The sequence below is a fragment of the Tenacibaculum soleae genome (genome assembly GCF_030549005.1).
Classification (GTDB): domain Bacteria; phylum Bacteroidota; class Bacteroidia; order Flavobacteriales; family Flavobacteriaceae; genus Polaribacter; species Polaribacter soleae.
On sequence record NZ_JAUOSW010000002.1, the window covers coordinates 363,679 to 389,623 of the forward strand.

Annotated in this window: 25 protein-coding genes; 19 read left to right on the forward strand and 6 right to left on the reverse strand. The window is 31.0% G+C overall.

Translation table 11 applies throughout. The annotated features are described in order from the left end of the window. The first annotated feature begins 16 nt into the window (after positions 1–16). The 7 genes from Q4586_RS04060 to Q4586_RS04090 all read left to right on the forward strand — a co-directional run bounded on the left by Q4586_RS04060 (position 17) and on the right by Q4586_RS04090 (position 7,177). A complete protein-coding gene (locus Q4586_RS04060; protein ID WP_303526558.1) occupies positions 17–1,333 on the forward strand; it encodes a 4Fe-4S dicluster domain-containing protein in 1,317 nt (438 codons plus the stop codon). Positions 1,334–1,438: 105 nt separating this feature from the next. After that, positions 1,439–2,218 (forward strand): (Fe-S)-binding protein, encoded by a 780-nt coding sequence (locus Q4586_RS04065; RefSeq protein WP_303526560.1) that lies wholly within the window; start codon positions 1,439–1,441, stop codon positions 2,216–2,218. 91 nt (positions 2,219–2,309) lie between these two features. Further along, complete coding sequence (gene menA, locus Q4586_RS04070) at positions 2,310–3,227, forward strand: 1,4-dihydroxy-2-naphthoate octaprenyltransferase (RefSeq protein WP_303526561.1); 918 nt, start codon at positions 2,310–2,312, stop codon at positions 3,225–3,227. 41 nt (positions 3,228–3,268) lie between these two features. Continuing rightward, the gene (locus tag Q4586_RS04075) at positions 3,269–3,781 is read left to right on the forward strand and encodes an SRPBCC family protein (protein ID WP_303526562.1); all 513 of its coding nucleotides are present in this window, start codon (positions 3,269–3,271) and stop codon (positions 3,779–3,781) included. A 101-nt stretch (positions 3,782–3,882) separates the two neighbouring features. Beyond that, positions 3,883–4,923: an o-succinylbenzoate synthase gene (locus Q4586_RS04080; RefSeq protein WP_303526563.1), complete on the forward strand. Its 1,041-nt coding sequence runs from the start codon at positions 3,883–3,885 to the stop codon at positions 4,921–4,923. Between the two features lie 51 nt (positions 4,924–4,974). Next, positions 4,975–5,904, forward strand: a complete 930-nt coding sequence (locus Q4586_RS04085) for a CPBP family intramembrane glutamic endopeptidase (protein WP_303526564.1) — start codon at positions 4,975–4,977, stop codon at positions 5,902–5,904. A gap of 205 nt (positions 5,905–6,109) precedes the next feature. Next, entirely contained in the window at positions 6,110–7,177 is a 1,068-nt protein-coding gene (locus Q4586_RS04090; protein ID WP_303526565.1) for an AMP-binding protein, read from the forward strand. Positions 7,178–7,181: 4 nt separating this feature from the next. Here Q4586_RS04090 and Q4586_RS04095 read toward each other — a convergent pair whose 3' ends face one another. Further along, positions 7,182–7,787, reverse strand: coding sequence for a hypothetical protein (locus tag Q4586_RS04095; RefSeq protein ID WP_303526566.1), 606 nt, complete (start codon positions 7,785–7,787; stop codon positions 7,182–7,184). A 155-nt stretch (positions 7,788–7,942) separates the two neighbouring features. Here Q4586_RS04095 and Q4586_RS04100 point away from each other — a divergent pair, with 155 nt between their 5' ends. Next, a complete protein-coding gene (locus Q4586_RS04100) occupies positions 7,943–9,334 on the forward strand; it encodes a vWA domain-containing protein (RefSeq protein ID WP_303526568.1) in 1,392 nt (463 codons plus the stop codon). 57 nt (positions 9,335–9,391) lie between these two features. Here Q4586_RS04100 and Q4586_RS04105 read toward each other — a convergent pair whose 3' ends face one another. The 4 genes from Q4586_RS04105 to Q4586_RS04120 are packed head-to-tail and all read right to left on the reverse strand — an operon-like array spanning position 9,392 to position 15,343. Further along, the gene (locus tag Q4586_RS04105; protein WP_068704135.1) at positions 9,392–10,111 is read right to left on the reverse strand and encodes a YebC/PmpR family DNA-binding transcriptional regulator; all 720 of its coding nucleotides are present in this window, start codon (positions 10,109–10,111) and stop codon (positions 9,392–9,394) included. A gap of 58 nt (positions 10,112–10,169) precedes the next feature. After that, a complete protein-coding gene (locus Q4586_RS04110) occupies positions 10,170–12,158 on the reverse strand; it encodes a DUF3352 domain-containing protein (RefSeq protein ID WP_303526569.1) in 1,989 nt (662 codons plus the stop codon). Between the two features lie 18 nt (positions 12,159–12,176). Next, positions 12,177–13,805: an acyl-CoA carboxylase subunit beta gene (locus Q4586_RS04115; protein ID WP_303526570.1), complete on the reverse strand. Its 1,629-nt coding sequence runs from the start codon at positions 13,803–13,805 to the stop codon at positions 12,177–12,179. Between the two features lie 59 nt (positions 13,806–13,864). Then, positions 13,865–15,343, reverse strand: a complete 1,479-nt coding sequence (locus tag Q4586_RS04120; RefSeq protein WP_303526572.1) for a helix-turn-helix domain-containing protein — start codon at positions 15,341–15,343, stop codon at positions 13,865–13,867. A 150-nt stretch (positions 15,344–15,493) separates the two neighbouring features. On the opposite strand from Q4586_RS04120, the gene aceB reads away from it, so the two are divergent. Both aceB and Q4586_RS04130 read left to right on the forward strand, forming a co-directional pair. Next, a complete protein-coding gene (gene aceB, locus Q4586_RS04125; protein WP_303526574.1) occupies positions 15,494–17,089 on the forward strand; it encodes a malate synthase A in 1,596 nt (531 codons plus the stop codon). Between the two features lie 82 nt (positions 17,090–17,171). Beyond that, the gene (locus Q4586_RS04130) at positions 17,172–18,794 is read left to right on the forward strand and encodes an isocitrate lyase (protein ID WP_303526576.1); all 1,623 of its coding nucleotides are present in this window, start codon (positions 17,172–17,174) and stop codon (positions 18,792–18,794) included. An 89-nt stretch (positions 18,795–18,883) separates the two neighbouring features. Here Q4586_RS04130 and Q4586_RS04135 read toward each other — a convergent pair whose 3' ends face one another. Continuing rightward, positions 18,884–19,351 carry a GNAT family N-acetyltransferase gene (locus Q4586_RS04135; protein WP_303526578.1) on the reverse strand — a complete coding sequence of 156 codons (468 nt, stop codon included), beginning with the start codon at positions 19,349–19,351 and terminating at the stop codon, positions 18,884–18,886. A gap of 116 nt (positions 19,352–19,467) precedes the next feature. Between Q4586_RS04135 and Q4586_RS04140 the strand changes: the two genes are divergently transcribed. The 9 genes from Q4586_RS04140 (at position 19,468) to Q4586_RS04180 (ending at position 25,924) form a co-directional block, all read left to right on the forward strand. Then, a complete protein-coding gene (locus Q4586_RS04140; protein ID WP_303526579.1) occupies positions 19,468–19,824 on the forward strand; it encodes a DoxX family protein in 357 nt (118 codons plus the stop codon). Next, positions 19,825–20,232: an OsmC family protein gene (locus Q4586_RS04145; RefSeq protein ID WP_303526581.1), complete on the forward strand. Its 408-nt coding sequence runs from the start codon at positions 19,825–19,827 to the stop codon at positions 20,230–20,232. A gap of 1 nt (position 20,233) precedes the next feature. Then, positions 20,234–20,764 (forward strand): NADPH-dependent FMN reductase, encoded by a 531-nt coding sequence (locus tag Q4586_RS04150; RefSeq protein WP_303526583.1) that lies wholly within the window; start codon positions 20,234–20,236, stop codon positions 20,762–20,764. Between the two features lie 10 nt (positions 20,765–20,774). Continuing rightward, positions 20,775–21,026, forward strand: a complete 252-nt coding sequence (locus Q4586_RS04155; RefSeq protein WP_303526585.1) for a glutaredoxin family protein — start codon at positions 20,775–20,777, stop codon at positions 21,024–21,026. 4 nt (positions 21,027–21,030) lie between these two features. Next, positions 21,031–21,468, forward strand: coding sequence for a MarR family winged helix-turn-helix transcriptional regulator (locus Q4586_RS04160; protein ID WP_068704120.1), 438 nt, complete (start codon positions 21,031–21,033; stop codon positions 21,466–21,468). A gap of 57 nt (positions 21,469–21,525) precedes the next feature. Further along, positions 21,526–22,395 (forward strand): pirin family protein, encoded by an 870-nt coding sequence (locus Q4586_RS04165; protein WP_303526588.1) that lies wholly within the window; start codon positions 21,526–21,528, stop codon positions 22,393–22,395. 111 nt (positions 22,396–22,506) lie between these two features. Further along, entirely contained in the window at positions 22,507–24,534 is a 2,028-nt protein-coding gene (locus Q4586_RS04170) for an oxidoreductase (protein ID WP_367997988.1), read from the forward strand. 101 nt (positions 24,535–24,635) lie between these two features. Further along, positions 24,636–25,622: a UDP-3-O-(3-hydroxymyristoyl)glucosamine N-acyltransferase gene (gene lpxD / locus Q4586_RS04175; RefSeq protein ID WP_303526591.1), complete on the forward strand. Its 987-nt coding sequence runs from the start codon at positions 24,636–24,638 to the stop codon at positions 25,620–25,622. 125 nt (positions 25,623–25,747) lie between these two features. Next, the gene (locus Q4586_RS04180) at positions 25,748–25,924 is read left to right on the forward strand and encodes a CAL67264 family membrane protein (RefSeq protein WP_245662341.1); all 177 of its coding nucleotides are present in this window, start codon (positions 25,748–25,750) and stop codon (positions 25,922–25,924) included. The last annotated feature ends 21 nt before the right edge of the window (positions 25,925–25,945 follow it).

Genomic DNA, 25,945 nt, shown 5'->3' on the forward strand with positions numbered 1-25,945 from the left:
AAATAATTAACTAACAATGGAGAAATATTTATCAAACATCATTTTCGCATTTATTTTAGTTGCAGGAATTGGATATTTTATATTGAATGTTCGTAAACTTATTAGGAATATTAAATTAGGAAAGGATATTGATAGAACCGATCGCAAACCTGAACGCTGGAAAAATATGGCAAAAATTGCTTTAGGACAATATAAAATGGTACGTCGTCCGGTTTCAGGAATTTTACATGTAGTAGTATATGTAGGTTTTATTTTGATAAACATCGAAATGTTAGAAATCGTTATTGATGGATTATTTGGTACACACCGTGTCTTTCAACCAATTTTAGGTAACAGTATTTACGGTTTTTTAATCGGTAATTTTGAAGTATTAGCAGCCTTAGTGTTTGTAGCAGTAGTAATTTTTTGGTTTCGTAGAAATATCGAAAAAGTAAAACGCTTTTGGAGTAAAGAAATGACAGGTTGGCCAAAAAATGATGGAAACATTATTTTATATTTCGAAATGGTATTAATGTCATTATTTGTAATAATGAACGCAACCGATGTTCCTTTTCAAGATGCAGGTGTTGGTAATGTTATTTCTCAATTTATAGCACCTTGGTTTAGTAGTTTTTCAGTTGAAGAGTTACATACTATTGAAAAAGCAGCATGGTGGGCACACATTGTTGGAATTTTAATTTTCTTGAATTATTTATATTACTCAAAACATTTACACATTTTATTAGCATTTCCAAATACGTTTTTTGCTAATTTAAAACCAAAAGGACAGTTTACAAATGTTGAGGCTGTTACTAAAGAAGTAAAAATGATGATGGATCCAGATGCAGATCCGTATGCAATGCCTGAAGAAGGAGCTGAAGAAGAGGAGCCAGCAAAGTTTGGAGCTTCTGATGTTACCGATTTAAACTGGGTGCAGCTAATGAATGCGTATACATGTACAGAATGTGGGCGTTGTACTTCGTCATGTCCAGCAAATTTAACGGGGAAAGAGCTATCACCTCGTAAAATTATGATGGATACACGTGACCGTTTAGAAGAAGTTGGTAAAAATATTGATGCAAATAACGGTACTTTTAAAGATGATGGAAAACAATTACTAAACGATTATATTTCTCCAGAAGAATTATGGGCGTGTACAAGTTGTAATGCTTGTGTACAAGAATGTCCAATAGGTATCGATCCATTATCAATTATTACAGAAATGCGTCGTTATTTAGTAATGGAAGAATCTGCAGCTCCGCAAGAGTTAAATATGATGATGACAAACATTGAAAACAATGGAGCACCTTGGCAATATAGTCAACAAGATAGATTAAACTGGAAAGACGAATAATAAGTCTAGGCTAATTGTTAATTCGAGTAGTTTTTTAATAACAAAGAAAAATTGTATCGATAATATTTACAGAAAAAAGCATATCAATTAAAAAAACATAAAATTATGAACGTACCAACAATGGCAGATATGATGGCTCAAGGAAAACAACCAGAAGTGTTGTTTTGGGTAGGAGCAGCAGGAAGTTATGATGATAGAGCAAAAAAAATAACCAAAGCGTTTGTAAAAATTTTAACCAAAGCAGGAGTAGATTTTGCAGTATTAGGTACCGAAGAAAGTTCAACAGGTGATGCAGCTAAACGTGCAGGAAACGAATTTTTGTTTCAAATGCAGGCAATGATGAATATTGAGGTTTTAAACGGGTATGAAGTTAAAACAATTGTTACTTGTGACCCACATTCATTTAACACTTTAAAAAATGAATATCCTGAATTAGGAGGTACATATAAAGTATACCATCATACACAGTTTATTAATAAATTAATTAATGAAGGACGTTTATCAATAGATGATGCCAATTTAAAAGGTAAACGATTAACTTATCATGATCCATGTTACTTAGGTCGTGCAAATGATGTATATGAAACACCAAGAGAACTAATTAGAAGTTTAGGTGTTAAAATGACCGAAATGAAACGTCATAAATCTACCGCATTATGTTGTGGTGCTGGAGGGGCGCAAATGTTTAAAGAACCTGAAAAAGGTGCAATGGATATTAATGTGTTGCGTACTGAAGATGCTTTAAAAACCAATCCACAAATTATAGCAACAGGTTGCCCTTATTGTAATACAATGATGACAGATGGTGTTAAGTTTAAGATGAAAGAAGATCAAATAGTTGTAAAAGATATTGCCGAGTTAATAGCAGAAGCAAACAATTTATAAAAAATAATACAACTAATAATTATCGACTGCGTTTGAACAGGCAAAATATGTCTTATCAAGCGCAGTCGAAAAGTTTTAATCAAAATTTAAAATGCTAAAAAACTATATAAAAGCAGCACGTTTACGAACCTTGCCGCTATCAGTTTCAGGAATCATTGTTGGAAGTAAATTGGGTTTTGACAACGTAATGTATGCTGATAGCACAATAACTTTATTGGAAACTCCAATATTTTGGTTAGCAATTTTAACAACCATCGGTTTTCAAGTACTGTCAAATTTTGCAAATGATTATGGAGACGGAGTTAAGGGAGCTGATGATAATAGAGAAGGTGAAGCACGTATGGTTTCATCAGGAGCCATAAGTCCTAAACAAATGAAAATAGCAATGATAGTAACAGGTGCTGTGACGTTGTTTATAGCGTTGTTGCTTATATATGTTGCTTTCGGAAAAGAAAATTTTTTATATTCGGTAACTTTCTTTGTGTTAGGAATTGTTTCAATTGTAGCCGCAATTAAATATACTGTTGGTAAATCAGCCTATGGTTATAGTGGGTTTGGAGATGTGTTTGTATTCATTTTCTTTGGGTTATTAGCCGTAGTAGGAACCTACTTTTTATACACAAAACAGTTAAATTTCATTATTTTTTTACCAGCAATAACCATCGGATTGTTAAGCACCGCAGTTTTAAATTTAAATAACATGCGTGATATAAATAACGATGCAAAAGTTGGTAAAAACACTCTGGTTGTAAAAATCGGAAGCCAAAAAGCAAAAATATATCATTATATATTAATTATAGGAGCTTTAATAACTACTTTAGTTTATACTCTTTTGCAATACAAATCTCCAATTCAATTTATATTTTTAATAGCATTTATTCCGTTATTTTTAAACATTGTAACAGTAGCAAAAAACAAAATTCAGTCAGAGTTAGATAGTGAACTAAAAAAAGTAGCATTAAGCACTTTTTTATATGCAATTCTTTTTGGTTTAAGTAACGTTTTATAAATAACAATAAGAATTTAAAATATAATTTTATACAAATAATAATGAAAACAGTAAAAATAGTTTTAGGTATTGTAACAGCTCTAGTAGTAGTGTTTTTGTTAACAGGAATAGTAGTTACAGAAGTAAAATATACGGTAGAAATAGAAGTAGATAAACCAATAGAGGAAGTTTTTAAAAAATTTGAAGACACCGATCTGATGAAACAATGGTTGCCCGACGTTAAATCGATCGAAATTCTTGAAGAAAAACCAGGAAAAGTTGGAAGTACTTACACGATGGTTGTTGAAAATAACGGACAAGAAATTAAAATGATCGAAAAAATAACAGCCTATATTCCAAATAAAAAAATCACCTTTCAATTTCACTCCGATCAAATGGTAAAAACCGATGATTATAATTTTATCGCCAACGGAAACACCACCAAAATAGTACAAAATTGCGGAGTTAATAGTAAATCATACATGTCAGCATGCATGTTCCCTTATTTTAAAGGCACCTTTAAAAGTTTAAGCCTAAATTATATGAATCAATTTAAAAAAATAGCAGAAAAATAATTTTTTGGGCGTTCGAGCGGGCTTTACACTACAATCTTTTGCTCGTGCCTCACAAAAGGATTTTCATTGCAATCCCTAACGCAAATCAATAGTAGGCTATAATGATAAAAGCAACCTATAAAAAATATATTTTAAACTTTAAGCAAGCCAGCGGAACATCACGCGGAATATTACGTACCAAAGAAACCTGGTTTATAACATTAAAAAAACAGGATGAAATAGGTTTTGGAGAATGCGGATTGTTTAGAGGTTTAAGTATCGATGACACGCCCGATTATGAGCAAAAACTACAATGGGTTTGTCAAAACATTAATCTAGGGTTAGAAAATTTATTGATAGCAACCATTCATTACCCAAGTATTCAATTTGGATTAGAACAAGCTTTTTTATCATTAGAAGCAAAAAATCCGTTTAAATTATTTCCATCAGATTTTACAGCAGGAAAACAAAATATTGCTATCAACGGATTAATTTGGATGGGCGATAAATCTTTTATGCAACAACAAATAAAAGATAAACTAGCACAAGGGTTTTCAACCATTAAAATGAAAATTGGAGCAATTGATTTTGATACTGAAATCAATTTATTAAAATCAATACGAAAAGAATTTTCATCAAAAGAAATCACTTTAAGAGTAGATGCAAACGGTGGGTTTACACCAAAAAATGCTTTAGAAAAATTACAACGATTGGCTGCCTTAGATATTCATTCAATCGAGCAACCAATCAAGCAGGGGCAATGGCAAGAAATGGCAGCTTTGTGTGAAAAAACACCCTTGCCAATAGCATTAGATGAAGAGTTGATAGGTGTTTTTACATCCGAAGAAAAAGAAAAATGCATTCAAACCATACAACCGCAATACATTATTTTAAAACCAAGTTTAGTGGGCGGATTTAAAGGAAGCAATGAGTGGATTTCAATAGCCAAGAAATACAATGCCGATAATTGGATTACGTCAGCATTAGAAAGTAATATTGGGTTAAACGCTATTGCACAATGGACGCATGTTTTAAATACTAAATTGCCACAAGGTTTAGGAACCGGTAGTTTATTTACCAATAACTTCGAAAGCCCATTAGAAGTTTTAAATGGGAGTTTAGCATACAATCCATTAAAGAAATGGGAGTTTAATTTAGATTAACGTCATTCTGAACTTGTTTCAGAATCTCATCATATATCATACTTATAACACATGAATTTTATACAACAAGCATATAAAGGTAGTAACGATTGGCCTTATTATTTAGGAGGTATTTTATTAATAATATTTGGTTGGCAATTTATAGGAATTACACCTTTGGCTATAACGGCTGTTTTATATTCAGAAGATTTTAACGAATTTTCTAGCGCCGCAAATAATAGTTTCATGACTTTAGGGATTAATAAAAACTTGTTTTTGTTTTTAATGATATTAATGTTTGCAGTCGGCTTACTTTTTTTGTTTTTAACAATAAAATTTATACATAAGCGCGCAGTAAAAACCCTAATAACAAGTAGAAAATCTATTGATTGGAGTAGGTTTTGGCTTGGTTTTGTTGTTTGGGGAATCGTAGCAGTTAGCATCACATTATTAGGAATTTTTTTAGAGCCAGAATATTATACATGGAATTTTAAACCAATACCGTTTTTTACATTGGTAGCCATATCTTTCTTGTTTTTACCATTACAAACCAGTTTTGAAGAGCTGCTTTTTAGAGGTTATTTTATGCAAGGTTTAGGAACGTGGTTTAAAAATAGATGGGTTCCTTTAATTATAACTTCTGTCGCTTTTGGTTTGTTACATGGTGCAAATCCTGAGGTTGAAAAACTAGGCTATATTTCAATGGTATTTTATATAGGTACTGGTTTCTTTTTCGGAATTGTAACCTTGATGGATGAAGGAACAGAGTTAGCCTTGGGCTTACATGCTATAAATAATATTGTAGCAGCATTTTTGGTAACTACCGATTGGATGGTTTTTCAAACAGACGCCTTGTTTATTGATACTTCTGACCCTTCAGTTGGTATAGAAATGTTTTTACCTGTTTTTGTATTATACCCGTTACTGTTATTGTTGTTTTCAAAAAAATATGGTTGGACAAACTGGAAAGATAAGTTGATGGGTAAAATTGAAAAACCATAAAAGTTGAACAATTATTGTTTTTAATTGATGGTAAATATAATTCGTCAAACTGAACTTGTTTCAGGTTCTCATAATAAGAAGTTGTTTTTTGATTGATGAGATTCCGAAATAAATTCGGAATGACGTGAAAAGTATAATTATGGCAGGGAAATAAATACGAACGTTACTAAGGGGGCTAAGAACGAAGTAATCATTAACTATAGATATGAGAAATCAGTTTCATGAAAATTTTAAATTAAACGGAGTATCTTTTTCATCCGAAGAAGAATTGGTTGCATTTTCTAGAACGATTTCAAATTCAATAACTAAATTTTTAAGTGATTGGTTTCATCAAAAGGACTTTGTAACTGTGCAAACATCAGGTTCAACAGGTAAACCAAAACCTATTCAGTTAAAAAAAGAGTTTATGAAAAACTCAGCTTTAGCAACGGGTACATTTTTTAATTTAAAAGAAAATACAGTAGCATTGTTATGTTTATCTACTGATTATATAGCAGGTAAAATGATGTTGGTACGAGCTTTAACTTTAGGGTGGCAATTAGATGTTGTAAAACCAGAATCGAACCCGTTAAAAGGTGTAGAAAAGCAGTATGATTTTTCGGCTATGGTTCCGTTACAGTTAAGAAGTTCATTGAATGAATTACATAAAATAGATAAACTAATTGTTGGTGGTGGAGTTGTTACTGCTGATTTAATAGCTGCAATTCAAAATATTTCGACAAAAGTATTTGCTACTTACGGAATGACAGAAACGATAACACATATTGCTGTTAAAAAACTGAATGATTTACCACTTATGGCGGAGTCGAGAAGTGTTTATAAAACGCTTCCAAATATTCTATTAAGCAAAGACGATAGAAATTGTTTAGTAATCGAAGCACCAAAAGTAACAATAGAAAAAATTGTTACAAACGATGTTGTAAATATCGTTTCTAAAACAACATTTGAGTGGCTGGGACGAATAGATAACGTTATAAATTCAGGAGGTGTAAAATTACATCCGGAGAAAATAGAAGAGAAGTTATCAGAAATTATCGAGCAACGTTTTTTTGTGTCAGGAATTAAAGATGAAGTTTTAGGAGAAAAATTAATATTAATTATTGAAGATGTCACTTCGATCGGAGTCGAGAGTTTTTTATTATCAAAAATTAAAAAAGAGTCATCACTTTCTAAATTCGAAATACCGAAAGAAGTTTATTTTCTACCTAAGTTTATAGAAACAGAAACAAAAAAAATCCAACGAAAAAAAACGTTGGATTTGATTAAATTTTAAACAACTATCTATTTATATCATAGAATAACCCTTTGTCAAAAAGTCCTTGAATTTCATTTTTACCTAAACTATAAGGTGCTGTTGTATAATTTTTAGCCTTGTCGATACCAGAAATTCCTTTCTTTTTATCAGTTTCATAATCATTTTGAATTACGAAAATAGAATCATTAGTGACCGATTTAATTTTTAAAGTAGAGTAGTACCCTGTTTGAGTAACTCTAAATTCAATTACATCACCAACAGCAGGTTCTTTAATATAATTTACTAAATCTTTTTTATGTTTACCAGCTGAATATGCGCCGAAAGCTATTATAAGAGCAATAATACCCAAGCCAGACCAATACCAAATAGGAGTTTTTACATTTCGCTTTACCTCTATGGCAGTATCTTTAAGTTTTTCATTCATTTCTTTGTAAGCCTTGGTTGTCTTGCAATTTGAACACTCTGAAAATACTTTTTTAGTCATAGGAAAAACAGGAATCCAGTATAAGTAGGCGTATTTACCATACACGGAAATTGTGTGATTTGTAATTTCATTACAATGATCACATTTTATACCTCCTCTTCTTTCACTTTTTAGGTGTGAACCTTTTGTTCCGTAAAAAATCATATCAATTTTATTTTTTTGCTAAATATATTAAAAATTGACACATTTAGACTAATTAAATAGCTGAGTTTACTTACTTAAAGTAAGTGTTCACTCATTGCCGATTTTTTATCCTTACAAATAACAATAGGTTTATATCAAATTTAAAATCTATAATTATGCTAAAAAAAATAACTTTCATATTTTTAATAACTATTGTGTCATTACTACAAGCACAAGAGAAAAAAATAAAAGGAATTGTTTCTGATAATTCTGGTGTTTTGCCAGGAGTTACTGTTTTAATTAAAGGAACAGAAACAGGTGTTGAAACTGATTTTGATGGCAAATATGCTATAAAAGCAAATAAAGGAGATGTATTAGTTTTTTCATTTATAGGGATGAAAATGAAAGAGGTTTTGGTAAAAGATAAAACTATAATTAATGTTTTACTAACTGAAAACACTCATGTTTTAGATGAAGTAGTAGTAGCAGCTATGGGAATTAAAAGAAAAAGTAAATCATCAACATATTCATCAATAAAAACAAAAGAATCATCTTTTGTAAAAATAGATACACCACAATCAGGACAATTAACAGCAGGAGAAATTAATGATTTAGAAAAATGGGATGATTGGAAGTTGTTAATGAAAAACGATATGTTTTTAAAAGTGAAAAATAATTGGAAATTTTCTTTAAAAGAAAAGGTTGATGTATTAGTGAAAGATGTAAATAATATTCCAATTATAAATGCTACGGTTTTATTTTTAGATGATAAAAACAAGATGATTTTTAAAACAAAGACAGATGTTTTTGGTAAAGCTTTAGTTTTTAAAAATGATAGTAAGCATTATACACTTCAGGTAATTTATAAAAATGAGATAAAAGGAGTAAGAATTAATAGAGAAACTACAAAAATTGAATTTTCATATAATTTAAATGAAAAATTAAATGACATCGATATCATGTTTACCATCGATGCAACAGGCTCAATGGGCGATGAGATTAATTACTTAAAAGCTGAAATAAAAAACATCATTACTCGGGTAGATTCAAGTGTTCATAAAAAAAGAATTGGCTTAACATTTTATAGAGATCATGGAGATGAATATGTTGTTAGAGATTTTGATTTTACTACCGATATTACAAAAATAAAAGAAAATTTATCTCATCAAACTGCTGGTGGAGGAGGTGATTACGAAGAAGCTGTAGAGGAAGCGTTAAGGGTTTCATTATCTAAATCATGGAATATAAATGCAAAATCTAGGTTGTTGTTTTTATTATTAGATGCACCGCCTCATTTAAATAAAGAAAACATTAATACGATAAAAAACCAAATAAAGAAAGCGCAAGAAAAAGGGATTAAAATTATTCCTATTGTTGCTAGTGGTGCAGATAAAACGGTTGAATATTTAATGCGTTATTTTAGTGTTTCTACAAATGGAACCTATGTTTTTTTAACTGATGATAGCGGAATTGGAAACAAGCACTTAAAACCAACAACAACCGATTTTAAAGTAGAAAAGTTAAATAACTTAATTGTTCGATTGATAAATAAATATGCTGGGATATAAAACAAAACCTCTCTATATTTTTTATAGAGAGGTTTGTTTTTGTTATGTGTAATATAACTATACTATAGCCATACTGTGGTACACGTTTTGAACATCGTCTTCGTCTTCTAGTTTTTCTAAAAGTTTTTCAACATCAGCCTGTTGTTCTTCTGAAAGTTTAGTTGTTGTTGTTGGAATTCTTTCAAAACCTGAAGATAAAATTTCAAGATTATTTTCTTCTAAATATTTTTGAATTGCACCAAATTGCTCAAACGGAGCGTAGATTAAAATTCCGTCTTCATCTTCAAATATTTCTTCTACATCAAATTCGATCATTTCCAATTCAAATTCTTCTAAATCGATCTTTAAATCTTCAGCTTTTATTCTAAAATTACAAGTGTGATCAAACATAAAAACAACCGAACCAGAAGTTCCTAAATTTCCATCACATTTATTAAAAGCAGCTCTAACATTAGCTACAGTACGGTTGTTGTTATCAGTAGCGGTTTCAACAACCAAAGCGATACCATGTGGAGCATAACCTTCAAATAGAGTTTCTTTATAATTGGCAGTGTCTTTGTCAGATGCTTTTTTTATAGCGCGCTCAACGTTATCTTTAGGCATGTTTGCAGCCTTTGCATTTTGTATAACGGCACGTAAACGTGCGTTAGTTTCAGGATTAGGACCTCCTTCTTTAACTGCCATAACAATGTCTTTACCAATTCTGGTAAATGTTTTAGCCATTGCCGACCAACGTTTCATTTTTCTTGCTTTCCTAAATTCAAATGCTCTTCCCATTTCTTAAAAATTATATTTACGCAATGGCAAATGTAACTATTGCGTTATTTATTTACAATTAAAATCTTTTTTTGATAATAAGTTTACCATCCTTTTCACTGTAAGCTTTCCAGGTACCCGATTTTTTTCCGTTTTTATAATTTCCTTTTATTTTTATCTGCCCGTTAGGGTAATAGCTTTTATAGTTACCGTCTAATAAACCATCATCTAGCTCGACTTCAAACTTTAGTTTTCTGTTATTATAATATTCTTTATAAGTGCTTGCGCTTAAATCGGTAGGATGAATTTCTTTAAAATTAAATAAAGAGTTTGTAGCGGTTGTACCTTTTGTTGATACTAACTTTAAAGCGAGTTTATTTTTTAAATCTTGTTCTGCAATAATAGTTTCGTTTACTAACTTAGGGTCGTTGAAAGAAGCGGTAATGCTGCTTTTAAAAATATTTCCATCTGAGGTTAGTTGGATACCTAGTTGTGAAAAACAGGTAAAATAATCTTTGTTTTTTCTTAATTGCAGTTGTGTTTTTCGATCAACAAGACTTATTAAATCACTGTAAACATACGGTGTGTTTATGTAGGTGAAAACAGTAGATTTGTTGTCGAATAAATATGAAAACTCTTCATAGTTTTTTGAAGAAGCCAAGGTATACTTCATTATATTGTTATTAATAATTTCTTTAAGCGTATTCGGGCTTGCGCTAAAAACTACAAAATCATCAATTATTGTAAAATAAGGTTTTTCCATTTTTTTAAACATATTACCAGCCACTATTTTAAAAAATCCTTTTAAATCTAAAAAGTTAATAGTATGGTTTTTGTAAGGTATTTGTTTAAATTTTAAAGGTGTTTTTTCTTTTATTTTTGAAAGGATAAAGTTTAAATTTTCGGTAGCATCTTCAATATCATTGGTTTTAAAAATCGCCGCAATGTCTTTTTTGTTTTTTGAAAGTGAAGAGTTAAAATGAATCAACGCAACTTCATTTCCTATCCAACTATATACATTTTTTTTAATATTAATGTCTAAAAGGTTTTCAATTTCAGTAATTTGTGTTGTGTAGCTTTTAAACTCTTCAGTTTTTTCTTTTTTCAGAATTTCAAAATTTTCATGAAAAGTTTCAAAACTATCAAAAGCAAAACTCGAATATAGTGCGGTGTTTCTTGGTGCTATATTTGCAATAGATCTTTTACCTTTTCCTGATTTTTGAATGGCAGTTAAATAGGTTTCAGTATCTTCTTTTACATTTGTGTAGCCTTCTGCTTGAATAATGGTTCCTTCAATTAAAGAAACATCAAATCCTGAATAATGAAGCGAATTTTGAATATTTTCAACTACTTCTTTGTTAGTTTTATTGGTAAAACAGGCAAGATATTTGTGTAAATATTTATACTGAAAAAAAACTTTAAAAAAGCCATCTTCTGATGTTTCTTTGGTAATCTCAACAAAGTTAACATCTCTACCAATTATAGGGGTTTGATATTGATTTATAGCGTTTTCAACTAAAAGGTGCGTATATGAAGCAATTAGTTGATTTTTTATAAAGGCGATATGTAATGTTTCCCTTTTCTTTTTATCGTAAAGCTCAGTTATTTCGTGGTCTTTGTATAACCTGTTAGTAATTTTATAATTATTACCAGCTAAGTTTGTAATACTGTTTTTTAAAAAATTAAGTTTTGATAATTTTTCAAGGTCTACAACGTATAAAAAATCATAATTTTTAGGTTTGTATACGTGTGCAGATATTAATACATCACGTTCGCCAATAAAATTAAGAATACTTCTTTGTTCTTTTATAACCTCATCGAGAGTGTTGATGTTTTTATTGATGTCATTAAAATAAGCGTTTTTTTGTAGGTGTTTCCAAATATCGCTAGCATTAATTTCATCCCAAGTATCAATGGGTCTTTCAGTATCTAAAATAAAAATAGCATCTTCAGGTATCAGATAAATAGGTTTGATATTATCTTGTTTGGCAAGTGTAAAAACATATGCTTGGTAGGTTATAAACCCTAAAAAAACGAGTAGAATGACCCATAAAATCTTTTTTCTCATAACTGATGATGCGTAAAATTATACTTGAATAACGCCTAAATTAAATTTCTTTTCAATAGGTGCATGATTAGCAGCTTCTATTCCCATTGAAATCCATGTTCTAGTGTCTAACGGGTTTATTACGCCGTCTGTCCAAATTCTTGCAGCAGCATAGTATGGAGAGATTTGCTTGTCGTAACGAGATTTTATTTTGTCAAATAATTCAGCTTCTTTTTCAGGGGTAATTTCTTCTCCTTTTTTCTTTAATGATGCAGTTTCTATTTGTAATAAAACCTTTGCTGCTGAGTTACCACTCATAACTGCTAATTCGGCACTTGGCCAGGCAGCAATTAACCTAGGATCATAGGCTTTACCACACATAGCGTAGTTTCCTGCTCCGTATGAATTACCAATAACGATGGTGAATTTTGGTACAACAGAATTACTTAGCGCATTTACCATCTTTGCGCCATCTTTTATGATACCGCCATGCTCAGATTTAGAACCAACCATAAAACCGGTAACGTCTTGTAAAAATACCAACGGAATTTTTTTCTGATTACAATTTGCAATAAAACGTGTTGCTTTATCGGCAGAATCGTTATAGATAACGCCGCCAAACTGCATTTCTCCTTTTTTAGTTTTTACTAATTTTCGTTGATTGGCAACAATACCAACAGCCCAGCCATCAATACGACCATAACCGGTAATAATTGTTTTACCGTAACCTTCTTTATATTGTTCAAATTCAGAATTATCAACCAAACGATTGATAATTTCTAGCATGTCATATTGTGCATTCCTTTCTTTCGGAAGGATTCCGAAAATGTCTTCTTCGTTTTCTTTTGGAGGAAAAGCTTCTTTACGACTGTATCCAGCTTTATCAGCATCTCCAATTTTATCAACAATAAACTTTATTTTATCTAAAGCATCTTTGTCATCTTTAGCTTTGTAGTCGGTAACGCCTGAAATTTCGCAATGCGTAGTTGCTCCACCAAGTGTTTCGTTATCAATACTTTCACCAATAGCAGCTTTTACTAAATAACTTCCGGCTAAAAAGATACTTGCAGTTTTGTCTACAATTAAAGCTTCATCGCTCATAATTGGCAAATAAGCACCTCCGGCAACACAACTGCCCATAACGGCAGATATTTGTGTAATCCCCATGCTGCTCATTACGGCATTATTTCTAAAAATACGTCCGAAGTGTTCTTTATCAGGAAAAATTTCATCTTGTAAAGGTAAATAGACACCAGCAGAATCTACTAAATAGATAATAGGTAACTTATTTTCTATTGATATTTCTTGCGCTCTTAAATTCTTTTTTCCGGTGATAGGAAACCAAGCGCCTGCTTTTACTGTTGCGTCATTGGCAACAACAATACATTGCCTACCGCTAACATAACCTATTTTTACTACAACACCACCAGAAGGGCAACCACCGTGTTCTTTATACATCTCTTCGCCAGCAAAAGCACCTATTTCTATAGATTTAGAATCATTATCTAAAAGGTAATCTATACGCTCTCTTGCGGTTAATTTTCCTTTTTCGTGATGCTTATCGATACGCTTTTGACCACCACCTAATTTAACTTGGGCAAAACGCCTTCTTAAATCTGATGCTAAAAGTTTATTGTGGTCTTCGTTTTTATTGAAGTTAAGATCCATTTGTAAGTTATTTGTTTGCGATTGCTAAATTAAGAAAAACGGTTTATAATACAAGTTGTTTAAATGTATGATTGTAGTATGTTGTCTATCGTTTTTGCAATTTCATTATTTCTAAATTGTTTATTTAAAACACGAGGTTCGGCTACGCGTTCGGTACAGTTTTTTACGGCACAGGTTTCACAAGTAACACCAACTTGTTTATTTGTAAAAGTATTTTCTTTAAAGAATTTAATTTTTTTCTTTAAATGAGGCGATAGTAGCATTCCAATGCTTACGCTACGATTGTTTTTTTCTTTAAAAGGATCAGAAGTAGCGGCTGATAATACTAAGTATTCATTCGTCGAATTTTCATAAGATGATATTTGTATACCATAAGAAGAATTTTTATCAACAGCTTTTTCTAAATCTTGAATTGTTTTTATAGAAACCCATCTTCTGCAATAATGCTCGTTATTTCTATTAGCGTGTGGTGCTTGTTGTTGGGTTATGTGTAACTCTTTTGATAGTTTAAAAACAGGTGAGTTTTCTTGATGTGTAAATCGTAAAAAAAACAGATTTTTTATATTAAAATGTTTTGGTAGTATGTTGGTTAATCGCTGATAAAAGGTTTCGTCTGAGCAATTGTAGTTTTTAGTGATTTTATGTAATTGTAACGGTTGCCATTCCTTTAATGAGAAAAAATGTGTTAAGTTTTTGATAAGATTTTCTTTCGGAATTATAAGTGCCCCAGCAAAATAAGAAGCGATAAAATTATTTAAAACTTGGTCAAAACTTTCGAATTTTATCCAAGGAAAAGTATACAGCCTATTTTCAATTTTTAGATAGTTATAAGCCAATTCTTTTGCGTAGATAAACGTTTTTTGAGCTTCGCTTATATCGTTATAAATAAGTAATGTTTTGTTTTTGGGAATGTAAATGTTTCTTATTTCTGATAATTTTTGATGTTTAGAAAGTTCCTCGGTATTAATCGTATAGCCATATTCTTCGGTTAAAATATCTTCTAAATCGCTAGCACTTATAGGTTTGTTTAAGTTTATATGATATGCTTTGGCAAAGGCAATAACACTACTTTCAATATCTTCAAAATAATTATTATGTGCTTCTTGATAAGAACGTAAAGAGGCTAAAAAGAAATTTTCACGTGTTAAATTATAGTTTTGAGCTATTTTTATGATAGTACTAATAAACGCATTTACTTTGGCGGGTGCGTTGGCAACAATATCGATTAAGTTACTTTCTTTAATACCGAATAAATCCAGCGGAATTTCTTTTAAAACTTTCGATTGTAATATTTCACCAATTGGTGCTAAGTTTTTATCTAGTTTTAAAGAAACTAAATGATCGTACGTAACTTCTAGTTTTTCAGAAAGAATTACAATTTTATCTGTTTTAGGGTATTTTTTTCCTTTTTCAATCTCATTTAAATAAGATTTAGATAAGCCTGTTAATTTGGCTAATCCGAAGAGTGATAATTTTTTATCAGTACGTATTTGTTTTAGTTTTAAGCCAAAAACAAGTCTTATGTATTCTTCTTCCAAAGTTTTTTATTAAAAGATTCGTAATTCAAAGGTATTAAAATTAGCGAATTAATAAAAATTTGAATATTTAATTAATTTAGCGAACGTTCGCTAAATTAATTTAATTATTTTTTATACTATTGGTGTATCAATAAATAAAAGTAAGTTATTATGAATCAACATGTTTTAGAAAAAGAAATTGAGTGTGTAGGATTTAATGAGGGTAATTATAAAAATATTTTAACAAATGATGCTAAAATATTTTTAACTCGATTACACGAAAAATTTAATAATAAAAGATTGCAATTATTAGAAGAGCGAGAAATAGATCAAGCGTATTTTAATATGGGAAATTATCCAACTTTTCCATCAGAAACAAAAACTATTAGAGAGGGTGATTGGGTGTGTGCAGAATTACCTGACGACTTATTAGATAGGAGAGTGGAGATTACTGGACCGGTAGATCGTAAAATGGTGATCAACGCGTTAAACTCGGGTGCGAAAACTTTTATGGCCGATTTTGAAGATAGTAATTCACCTACAATTGCTAATTTATTAGATGGGCAGGTAAACTTAAAGGATGCTGTAAATAAAACTATTTCGTTTTATAATGATAAAAAAAATAAAACTTATCAGTTAAATGAAACCTCAGCTACTTTATTGGTAAGACCAAGGGGTTTGCATTTAAATGAAAAGCATTTTTTAATTGACGGTGTTCAAATGTCAGGTTCGCTGGTAGATTTTGGGTTGTTCTTTTTCAATAACATCAAAGCTTTATTAGAGCAAGGTTCGGCAACCTATTTTTACCTACCAAAATTAGAGCATTACAATGAAGCTCGTTGGTGGAACGATGTTTTTGTATTTGCACAAGAATACTTAAGTGTACCACAAAAAACAATAAAAGCAACGGTATTGATCGAAACTATTACGGCTAGTTTTCAGTTAGATGAAATTATTTACGAGTTAAAAGATCACATGGCTGGTTTAAATTGTGGGCGTTGGGATTATATTTTTTCTTACATCAAAAAATTTAGAAATCATCGAAATTTTGTAGTTCCAAATAGAGATCAGGTAACTATGAAAACACCTTTTATGAAAGCGTATTCTTTACGGGTAATTCAAACTTGTCATAAACGAAACGTACACGCCATGGGTGGTATGGCTGCTCAAATTCCTGTAAAAAATGATGATGTAGCTAATGAATTAGCGTTTTCTAAAGTTTTAAAAGATAAAGAGCAAGAGGTTAAAAATGGTCATGACGGAACTTGGGTAGCGCATCCAGGATTGGTAAAAGTTGCGATGGATGTTTTTAATAAATCAATGCCAAATGCAAATCAGATAGACAAAAAACTAACAGTTTTAAATATTACTGAGGCTGAGTTAGTGGCGCTTCCAAAAGGAACAGTTACAGAAAACGGAATTCGTAAAAATATTAATGTAGGAATCTTATATATAGAATCTTGGCTAATAGGGCAAGGTGCTGCGGCTTTGTATAATTTAATGGAAGATGCAGCAACGGCAGAAATTTCTAGAACACAGATTTGGCAATGGTTACATAAAAATATAACACTTGAAGATGGAAGAGTTTTTACGGTAGCAATGTATCAACAATTAAAACAAGAAGAAATTAAAAAAATAAAAGAATATGTTGGTGAAATTCGATATGAGAAAGGGGAGTTTGAAACGGCAATTAAGTTATTTGATGACTTAATTCTAAATGAAGAATTTGTAGAGTTTTTAACGTTACCTGCATACAAATATTTATAAAAAAATGTCTCGTAACTACGGCAATAGATTACGAGACGTAATTATCAAAACCTATAAAATTTCAATAATAAAAAACAAATTTATGAAAAATTTAGCGCAACAAAACTATAGTTCGGTATTAGAAAAAGTAAAATCTCTAAAAGAAAAATATGGAAGCAGTTGGAATGCTATAACTTCTGAAAATGCTGCTAGAATGATTACTCAAAATCGTTTTAAAACCGGTTTAGAAATTGCAAAATATACCGCTACTATTATGAGAAATGATATGGCTGAATATGATGCGGATTCATCAAAATATACACAATCTTTAGGTTGCTGGCACGGATTTGTAGCGCAGCAAAAAATGATTTCAGTAAAAAAACATCATCAAACTACCAGTAAAAAATATTTGTATTTATCTGGTTGGATGGTGGCTGCTCTTCGTTCTGAATTTGGGCCGCTTCCCGATCAATCAATGCATGAAAAAACAGCAGTTTCTTCTTTAATAGCTGAGATTTATGATTTTTTACGTCAAGCAGATGCAATTGAATTGAATGATTTGTTTAGACGATTAGAAAATGGTGAAGATGTGCAAGAGCAAATTGATAATTTTGAAACACATATTGTGCCTATAATTGCTGATATTGATGCTGGTTTTGGTAATGAGGAAGCAACATATCTTTTAGCTAAAAAAATGATTGAAGCAGGCGCTTGTGCTATCCAAATTGAAAATCAAGTTTCTGATGCAAAACAATGCGGGCATCAAGACGGAAAAGTTACTGTGCCGCACGAAGATTTTATAGCAAAGTTAAATGCAATTCGTTATGCGTTTTTAGAATTAGGAGTTGAAGATGGAATTATAGTAGCGCGTACAGATTCTGAAGGAGCAGGTTTAACACAAAAATTACCAGTAAGTCAAGAGCCTGGGGATTTAGCATCTAAATATTTAGCTTTTGTTGAAGCTGAAGAAATAAGTATTAACCAAGCAAAAGAAGATGATGTTTTATTAAAAAGAGAAGGTAAACTGGTTCGTCCAATACGATTATCAAACGGATTATATAAGTTTAAAGAAGGTTCAAATATTAATAGAGTGGTGTTAGATTGTATTACGAGCTTGCAAAATGGTGCCGATTTATTGTGGATTGAAACTCCAACACCACATGTAGGCCAAATAGCCAATATGGTTAATAGAGTAAGAGAAATTGTACCTAATGCAAAGTTGGTGTATAATAATTCACCCTCTTTTAATTGGACGTTAAATTTCCGTAATCAAGTATATGATGAAATGTTAATGAAAGGAAAAGATATGTCTTTTTATGATAAAAATAATTTAATGGATGCTAAATATGATGGTTCTGAATTGTGTAAGCTTGCTGATGAAAAAATTAGAACTTTTCAGTTAGATAGTGCACAAAAAGCAGGAGTTTTTCATCATTTAATTACGCTACCAACTTATCATACGACAGCACTTCATATGAATGATTTAACTGCTGGTTATTTTGGTGAAGACGGAATGTTAGCATATGTAAAGGATGTGCAAAGGCAAGAAATTAGAAAAGGAGTTGCTTGTGTAAAACATCAACGTATGGCAGGGTCTAACTTAGGTGATGATCATAAAGTTTTTTTTGCAGGAGATAATGCTTTAAAAGCAGGAGGAGAAAAAAACACGTCTAATCAATTTGAAACTAATAAACAAGAAACTAGAAAAATTGAAGCTGCCGTTTAGGTTATTTTTAGTAAGTTATAAATGTATGATTAGTTAGTTATATATTTTATTTTGAAGTGAAAACTCCAGCTAATGCTGGAGTTTTTTGATTAGTTTAGAGGTAATTCCATTTTAATATTACAGCGTTCGTACGGGCAATTTTCTTCAACAGGAATTTCTGTAAAACCATATTTTTTATAAATGTAGATAGCGTTTTCTAATTTGGTGTTAGAGTATAAAATTAAGTTTTTTAATTGCAATTCTTTTTTTGCAAAATTTATGCAGTATTGCATTAATTGTTGCCCTATTTTAAAACCTCTATGTTTTGGAGAAACTGCCATTTTTGTTACTTCAAAAGTAGTTTGTTTAGGCATTAAAGCAACAGTACCAACAATTTCATTATTTAATTTAGCAAAAAATATATGTCCACCTTTATTAATAATATTTTTAGCAGGGTTACTTAAAACTTCTTCATCAAAAGATTCAACATAAAAAAAAGTTTGTAACCATTCTATATTCAGGTTGTAAAAATGAGTTGAATATTCAGTTTTAAAATGTTCTATTTCTATTGTATTCATTTTACAAAAATATAAAAATAGTATTGTTTTTGGGTTAAAAATATTCCGTGTAAATTATTTCCATGGGAATTAATATTTAATTTTGTATATTTGTATAGAATTTAAAACAGATAAAGATGAAAAAAAATAAAATAATTTATTACGCAGCAACAGGTTTGTTAACCTTATTGATGTTGTTTTCGGCAGGGATGTATTTTTTTAATCACGAAGCGGTAGCAGGAATGTTTACTAATTTTGGATATCCAACTTATATAATTTATCCGTATGCAATAGCAAAAATATTAGGCCTTGTTGCTATTTGGTTTATCAATAATAAAGTAATTAAAGAATGGGCATATGCTGGTTTTTTCTTTGCTTTTATACTAGCCTTTTTTGCACATGTTATGATTAGTGATGGTGAACAAACAGCTGCATTAATTGCAATGGTTTTATTAATTACATCTTATGTGTTTAGTAAAAAAGTAAAGCAATAAATGGCAAGTAAAGTATCTTCAAAAACAGTATTAACAACAAGTAATTATTTTGCAGAGGCGACTATGCGAAATTACAAGGCAGTAATTGATGTGCCTATAAATAAAGGTGGTAATAATAAAGGGCCAACACCGGTTGAATATTTATTAACAGCAATTGGTAGCTGTGTTGCAATTACAATAAAAATGTATGCTGAGCGTAAAAATTGGGACATTGGAGAAGTTACCGTAAATGTAATCCAGAAAGAAGAATTAACATCTGAAGGAATTAAAAAAACATTAATTGAAGAAATTTCGTTTGAAAAAGAAATTAGCGAAATACAGCGCGTAAAATTATTAGAAATGGCAGGAAAATGTCCTGTTGCAAAAATGGTAAAAGGAGCAACACCAATTATATCAAAAATAAAGTAGAATGAAAAAAATAGTAGCTTTTGCAGGTAGTAATAGTAAAAAATCAATCAATAAAGAATTAGCGCTTTATAGTGCTACTTTTATGGACGAAGTTGAAACAATTGTGTTAGATTTAAATGATTTTAAATTACCTATTTATGGAATAGATGAAGAAACTGAAAATGGAGTTCCAGAAAATGCACAAAAATTCTTTGATATTGTTCAAGAAGCAGACGGAATTATTTTAGCATTAGCAGAGCATAATGGAAATTTTACAGTGGCATTTAAAAACATTTATGATTGGATGTCTCGTATTAATCAGAAATTATGGAATAATGTTCCGATGCTATTATTGGCAACTTCTCCAGGAGCAAGAGGTGGCGCTTCTGTAATGTCAATTGCTAAAAACGGATTTCCACACATGGGCGGAAATGTAGTTGCTGATTTCTCATTGCCTAGTTTTTATGATAATTTTAATGACGGAAATATTGTTGATAATGTATTAAAAGAACAGTTAAAAGAAGAGATAACAAGATTTAATAACTCATTATAATGTAACTATTATGACAAAAAAAGTAAGAGTAACTTTATATGGTAAAAAGGGACATGCACATACGGTAGCTTTTAAAAATTATTTAAAAATGGGAGATATTCCGTTTATTTATAAAGATATCATGATAGATGAAACAGCTAAAAATCATACAAAAAAATTGTATCGAGGTATGGTGAAATTTCCAACATTATTTGTCGATGATAAGGTTTATTTAGAACCAACAACAGATGAATTTAATAAAATAATGAGAGATTTAATTTAATAAGATGGGAGATATTTCTAAAGACATACAATCTAAGTTTCCAAATAACAAGGTAAAGGCACTAATTAACCTTAAATATACTACAAATTGGTTATGTAGTAAAGAAAATGATTTTTTTAAGCCTTACGGAATATCGCCACAACAATTTAATATTCTTCGAATTTTAAGAGGCGCAAAAAAAGCAATTAAAGTACAAGTTATTAAAGATAGAATGATTGAGCGAGCACCAAATGCAACTCGTTTAATGGATAAATTGAATGATAAAAAATTAATAGAAAGAATTAGGTGTGAGCACGATAGGAGAGTGGTTTATATTAATATTTCTAAGCAAGGTTTAGAGTTATTGTCTACCATTGATGCTTCTTTAAAATTAGATTTTTTAGAAAATTTAACAGAAAAAGAAGCTATTCAGTTAAGTGATTTATTAGATAAAATTAGGTAACTGTTTAGTGAAATTAAAAATAATATTCAGGAGTATTTATATTAAAATAAAACACCAATGAAAAATTTAAAAACAATACAACATAAAGTAGATAGTCCGTTAGTAAGCATGGGCCCTATAAGACTACGTCAACCTTTACCTACAGAAGGTATTGAAAATGTAGATCCGTTTTTATTATTACATCATTATGGCCCTTATGCAATTAGTATCTTTAATAATCCGTTTGATTTAGGAGCGCATCCACATCGCGGTTTCGAACCGATTACATTGTTATTTAAAGGGGAACAATTACATAGAGATTCTTTAGGGAATGAAATGTTGGTAAAAGCAGGTGATGTACAGTGGACAACAGCTGGTAGGGGAATCGTGCATGCTGAAGGACCATCGAAAGAATTTATCGAAAAAGGAGGCGAGTTAGAGGGTATTCAACTTTGGTTAAATCTTCCAGCATCAAAAAAAATGATGCCAGCAAATTATCAACATTTAAAAAGTGAAGATATCCCAGTGATTGAAAATCAAGCTAAAACGATTCGTTTAAAAATTGTTGCTGGTAAGCAAGGCATTGAAAAAGGGTTGATAAAAACACAAACAGCAGTAAATGTTTTTACTTTAAAAGCTAAAGGAGCAGGAACGATGATGGTAGATATTCCTGAAACACATCAGTCACTAGTCTATTTATTAGATGGTGAAGCAATAATAAACGGTGCAGAAATCTTAAAAAAAGGAGCAATTCAAATGTTAACTTTTAATAAAGAAGGAAAAACAATTGATATTGAAACGAAAAAAGAAAGTAATTTATTAGTACTATCAGGTGAACCTATTAATGAAAAAATAGCACAATACGGGCCATACGTAATGAATACACAAACAGAAATTATGGAAGCGATGCGTGATTTTCAGAAAGGAAAAATGGGATATTTATATTAATAATTAAATATAATTTATTAAAAAACTCGAAGTGTATTCTTCGAGTTTTTTGTTTTCTAAAAAATTGTATCTTGCAATTTATTATGCATGCATAATAAATTAAATACGCAAATGATGAAATACAAACATATTTTTGAGCCCTTAGATTTAGGTTTTACAAAATTAAAAAACCGAATTTTAATGGGGTCTATGCATACTGGTTTAGAGGAAGAAAAAAACGGAACAGAAAGAATTGCAGCATATTATGCAGAGCGTGCCAAAGGTGGCGTAGGATTGATTGTTACTGGTGGAATTTCGCCAAACATTCAAGGATGGACAGCACCATTTTCTGCTCGAATGAGTACCAAAAAACACGCTAGAGAGCATAAAGTAATTACAGAAGCTGTTCATAAAGAAGGCGGAAAAATATGTATGCAAATATTACATTCTGGTCGTTATGGATACCACCCTATTACAGTTGCTCCATCAAAAATACAAGCGCCAATTAATCCATTTAAACCATTTGCATTAAAACAATCAGGAATTCGTAGAACCGTAAAAGATTTTGTGAATTGTGCTAAGTTGTCAAAAGAAGCAGGTTATGATGGTGTTGAAATTATGGGATCTGAAGGTTATTTAATTAATCAATTTATAGTAAAAAGAACCAATAAAAGAACAGATAACTACGGAGGAAGTTACGAAAATAGAATTCGTTTAGCTGTGGAGTTAGTTCATAAAATTAGAGAAGCAGTTGGTGAAAATTTTATTATTATCTACCGATTATCAATGTTAGATTTGGTTGAGCAAGGAAGTACTTGGCAAGAAGTGGTACAATTAGGTAAAGAAATAGAAAAAGCAGGTGCAACTATAATTAATACCGGTATTGGTTGGCACGAATCAAGAATACCAACAATTGCAACATCAGTACCTAGAGCTGCATTTACTTGGGTAACTCAAAAAATGAAAGAAGAATTAACTATACCGTTAATTACTTCTAACCGAATTAATATGCCAGAGACGGCAGAAAAAGTACTAGCTGAAGGTCATGCAGATATGATTTCAATGGCACGTCCGTTTTTAGCAGATCCAGCATGGGTAAACAAAGCAAAAGAAGCAAAAGATGATGAAATAAATACCTGCATCGCATGTAATCAAGCTTGTTTAGATCATGCATTTCAAAAGAAAGTAGCAAGTTGTTTGGTAAACCCTAGAGCCTGCCATGAAACAGAACTAAACTATTTGCCTACTGATAATAAGAAGAAGATAGCAGTTGTAGGAGCAGGACCAGCAGGATTGGTTGCAGCTACAATAGCAGCACAAAGAGGTCATAAAGTAACTTTATTTGATAGCGAAAGTGAAATAGGAGGTCAGTTTAATATTGCTAAACAAATACCAGGTAAAGAAGAGTTTTACGAAACAATTAGGTATTACAATAAGCAAATAGAACTTCATAATGTAAATTTAAAACTAAATACACGAGTTACTGCCGATGATTTAGCAAATGGTAATTTTGATGAGGTAGTGTTAGCTACAGGTATCACACCAAGGACTCCTAAAATTGAAGGTGTAAATCATGAAAAAGTATTAAGTTATATAGATGTTGTTAAACATAAAAAGCCAGTGGGTAAACGTGTAGCTGTTATTGGTGGTGGTGCCATCGGTTTTGATATTTCTGAGTATTTAGCACATGAAGGAGAAAGCACTTCACAAAATATAGATGCCTGGTTAAAAGAATGGGGAATTGATAAAACATTAGAAGCTCGTGCTGGTATAGAAAACATGAAAGCAGATATTCATCCATCACCTAGAGAAATATTTATGTTTAAACGCAGCAAAGGTAAGTTTGGCGCAAAATTAGGAAAAACTACAGGTTGGATTCACCGTTCGGTTTTAAAAAGAAAAAAAGTAAATTTTATAAGCGAAGTTCAATACACTAAAATTGATGATGAAGGAGTACATTATGTTCAAAATGAAGAGCATAAAATATTAGCTGTCGATAACATAGTTTTATGTGCTGGTCAAGTTCCGTTTAAAGAATTACTAGCCCCTTTAGAAGCTAAAGGTATTAAAACTCACGTAATTGGCGGAGCTGATTTTGCAGCAGAGTTAGATGCGAAAAGAGCTATCAGTCAAGGAAGTAGATTGGCTGCTCAAATTTAAAATATGAAACCCTCGAAATATTAAAAGTCCTGCTATATGCAGGATTTTTTTTGTTAAAAAATTAAATAGTATTTTTAGCAAACTAATCAGAAAAATCAAACATGAAATCATTTACAATAAAAGAGATTAATTCATTATTAAACGGGGAATTAATAGGAGATTGCTCCGAAAAAATTACAGCCCCAGCGCAAATTGAAAAAGCGGAAAAAGGTCAAATTACTTTTATTGGAAATAAAAAGTTTGCTCGTTTATGGCAAACTTCAAACGCAAGTGCAGTAATCGTTGATGAAAAAATAATAATAGAACCAGGAGAAAATAAAGCGTTGATTAAGGTAAAAAATGCCGATTTAGCAATGGCTATCATATTAGAAGCTTTTCAACCAGAGGCACCTTATTTTGAAACTGAAATTCATCCAACAGCTGTAATTGATAAAACAGCAAAAATAGGCGAGGGTTGTAAAATTGGAGCAAATTGTTATGTAGGTAAAAATGTAATTTTAGCAAACGAAGTTATTTTATATCCAAATGTTTCCATTTTTGATGACACTACAATAGGAAATAATACAACGGTTTGGTCAGGTACCGTAATAAGAGAACGAAGTGTAATTGGTAGTCACTGTATTTTTCATACAAACGTTAGTATTGGTTCAGACGGATTTGGATACAGACCAAGCGAACAAGGGTTAACTAAAATTCCGCACATTGGTAATGTTGTAATAGGTAATCAGGTTGAGGTAGGCGCAAACTCTTGTATTGATAGAGGTAAATTTAGCGCTACTATTTTAGGTGATGGCTGTAAAATTGATAATTTGGTACAGATTGGACACAATTCGGTATTAGGGAAGTTTTGTATTATGGCAGGAAATAGCGGGTTAGCAGGTTCTGTTACCTTAGGCGACGGTGTTGTTATTGGCGGTAGCGCATCTATAAAAGATCACACAACCATTCATTCAGGAGCAAAAGTAGGAGCAGGATCTGGAGTTATTGCTGATGTGCCAGCAGGAAAAACAGTTGTAGGGTACCCAGCAACTGACTCAAGAGAAATGATGAAACAATGGGTAGCTTTACGTAAGTTGGCAAGAGAGTAAAAAATAAAGACACTTTTTTAAAATCTCACTATAAAAGAGGTTTTTGAGTAAACTTTTTAAACAGAAAAGATAAAATAAATACCGATATTTGCGGTTCACATTTTTATAAAGAATAGATTATGGCAATGAATAAAAATACCGTTTTAGGATGGGCTACTTTAATAATGATTTTAATAGGGCTTTTACTAGTATGTTTAGGGGCTTTTAGGTATGATGAGGTAGCAGGTTACGGATTTGCAGCAGTAGGTTTAGGTTTTTTTGCAAATGCATGGGTTTTTAATGCATTAAAAGGACGCGTTTAATTAATAAAAAAATACAATAAA

Coding starts and splice junctions, on each gene's coding strand:
- Q4586_RS04060 (WP_303526558.1), top strand. CDS start 17: ATGGAGAAATATTTATCAAACATCATTTTCGCATTTATTTTAGTTGCA.
- Q4586_RS04065 (WP_303526560.1), top strand. CDS start 1,439: ATGAACGTACCAACAATGGCAGATATGATGGCTCAAGGAAAACAACCA.
- menA (WP_303526561.1), top strand. CDS start 2,310: ATGCTAAAAAACTATATAAAAGCAGCACGTTTACGAACCTTGCCGCTA.
- Q4586_RS04075 (WP_303526562.1), top strand. CDS start 3,269: ATGAAAACAGTAAAAATAGTTTTAGGTATTGTAACAGCTCTAGTAGTA.
- Q4586_RS04080 (WP_303526563.1), top strand. CDS start 3,883: ATGATAAAAGCAACCTATAAAAAATATATTTTAAACTTTAAGCAAGCC.
- Q4586_RS04085 (WP_303526564.1), top strand. CDS start 4,975: ATGAATTTTATACAACAAGCATATAAAGGTAGTAACGATTGGCCTTAT.
- Q4586_RS04090 (WP_303526565.1), top strand. CDS start 6,110: ATGAGAAATCAGTTTCATGAAAATTTTAAATTAAACGGAGTATCTTTT.
- Q4586_RS04095 (WP_303526566.1), bottom strand. CDS start 7,787: ATGATTTTTTACGGAACAAAAGGTTCACACCTAAAAAGTGAAAGAAGA.
- Q4586_RS04100 (WP_303526568.1), top strand. CDS start 7,943: ATGCTAAAAAAAATAACTTTCATATTTTTAATAACTATTGTGTCATTA.
- Q4586_RS04105 (WP_068704135.1), bottom strand. CDS start 10,111: ATGGGAAGAGCATTTGAATTTAGGAAAGCAAGAAAAATGAAACGTTGG.
- Q4586_RS04110 (WP_303526569.1), bottom strand. CDS start 12,158: ATGAGAAAAAAGATTTTATGGGTCATTCTACTCGTTTTTTTAGGGTTT.
- Q4586_RS04115 (WP_303526570.1), bottom strand. CDS start 13,805: ATGGATCTTAACTTCAATAAAAACGAAGACCACAATAAACTTTTAGCA.
- aceB (WP_303526574.1), top strand. CDS start 15,494: ATGAATCAACATGTTTTAGAAAAAGAAATTGAGTGTGTAGGATTTAAT.
- Q4586_RS04130 (WP_303526576.1), top strand. CDS start 17,172: ATGAAAAATTTAGCGCAACAAAACTATAGTTCGGTATTAGAAAAAGTA.
- Q4586_RS04135 (WP_303526578.1), bottom strand. CDS start 19,351: ATGAATACAATAGAAATAGAACATTTTAAAACTGAATATTCAACTCAT.
- Q4586_RS04140 (WP_303526579.1), top strand. CDS start 19,468: ATGAAAAAAAATAAAATAATTTATTACGCAGCAACAGGTTTGTTAACC.
- Q4586_RS04145 (WP_303526581.1), top strand. CDS start 19,825: ATGGCAAGTAAAGTATCTTCAAAAACAGTATTAACAACAAGTAATTAT.
- Q4586_RS04150 (WP_303526583.1), top strand. CDS start 20,234: ATGAAAAAAATAGTAGCTTTTGCAGGTAGTAATAGTAAAAAATCAATC.
- Q4586_RS04155 (WP_303526585.1), top strand. CDS start 20,775: ATGACAAAAAAAGTAAGAGTAACTTTATATGGTAAAAAGGGACATGCA.
- Q4586_RS04160 (WP_068704120.1), top strand. CDS start 21,031: ATGGGAGATATTTCTAAAGACATACAATCTAAGTTTCCAAATAACAAG.
- Q4586_RS04165 (WP_303526588.1), top strand. CDS start 21,526: ATGAAAAATTTAAAAACAATACAACATAAAGTAGATAGTCCGTTAGTA.
- Q4586_RS04170 (WP_367997988.1), top strand. CDS start 22,507: ATGATGAAATACAAACATATTTTTGAGCCCTTAGATTTAGGTTTTACA.
- lpxD (WP_303526591.1), top strand. CDS start 24,636: ATGAAATCATTTACAATAAAAGAGATTAATTCATTATTAAACGGGGAA.
- Q4586_RS04180 (WP_245662341.1), top strand. CDS start 25,748: ATGAATAAAAATACCGTTTTAGGATGGGCTACTTTAATAATGATTTTA.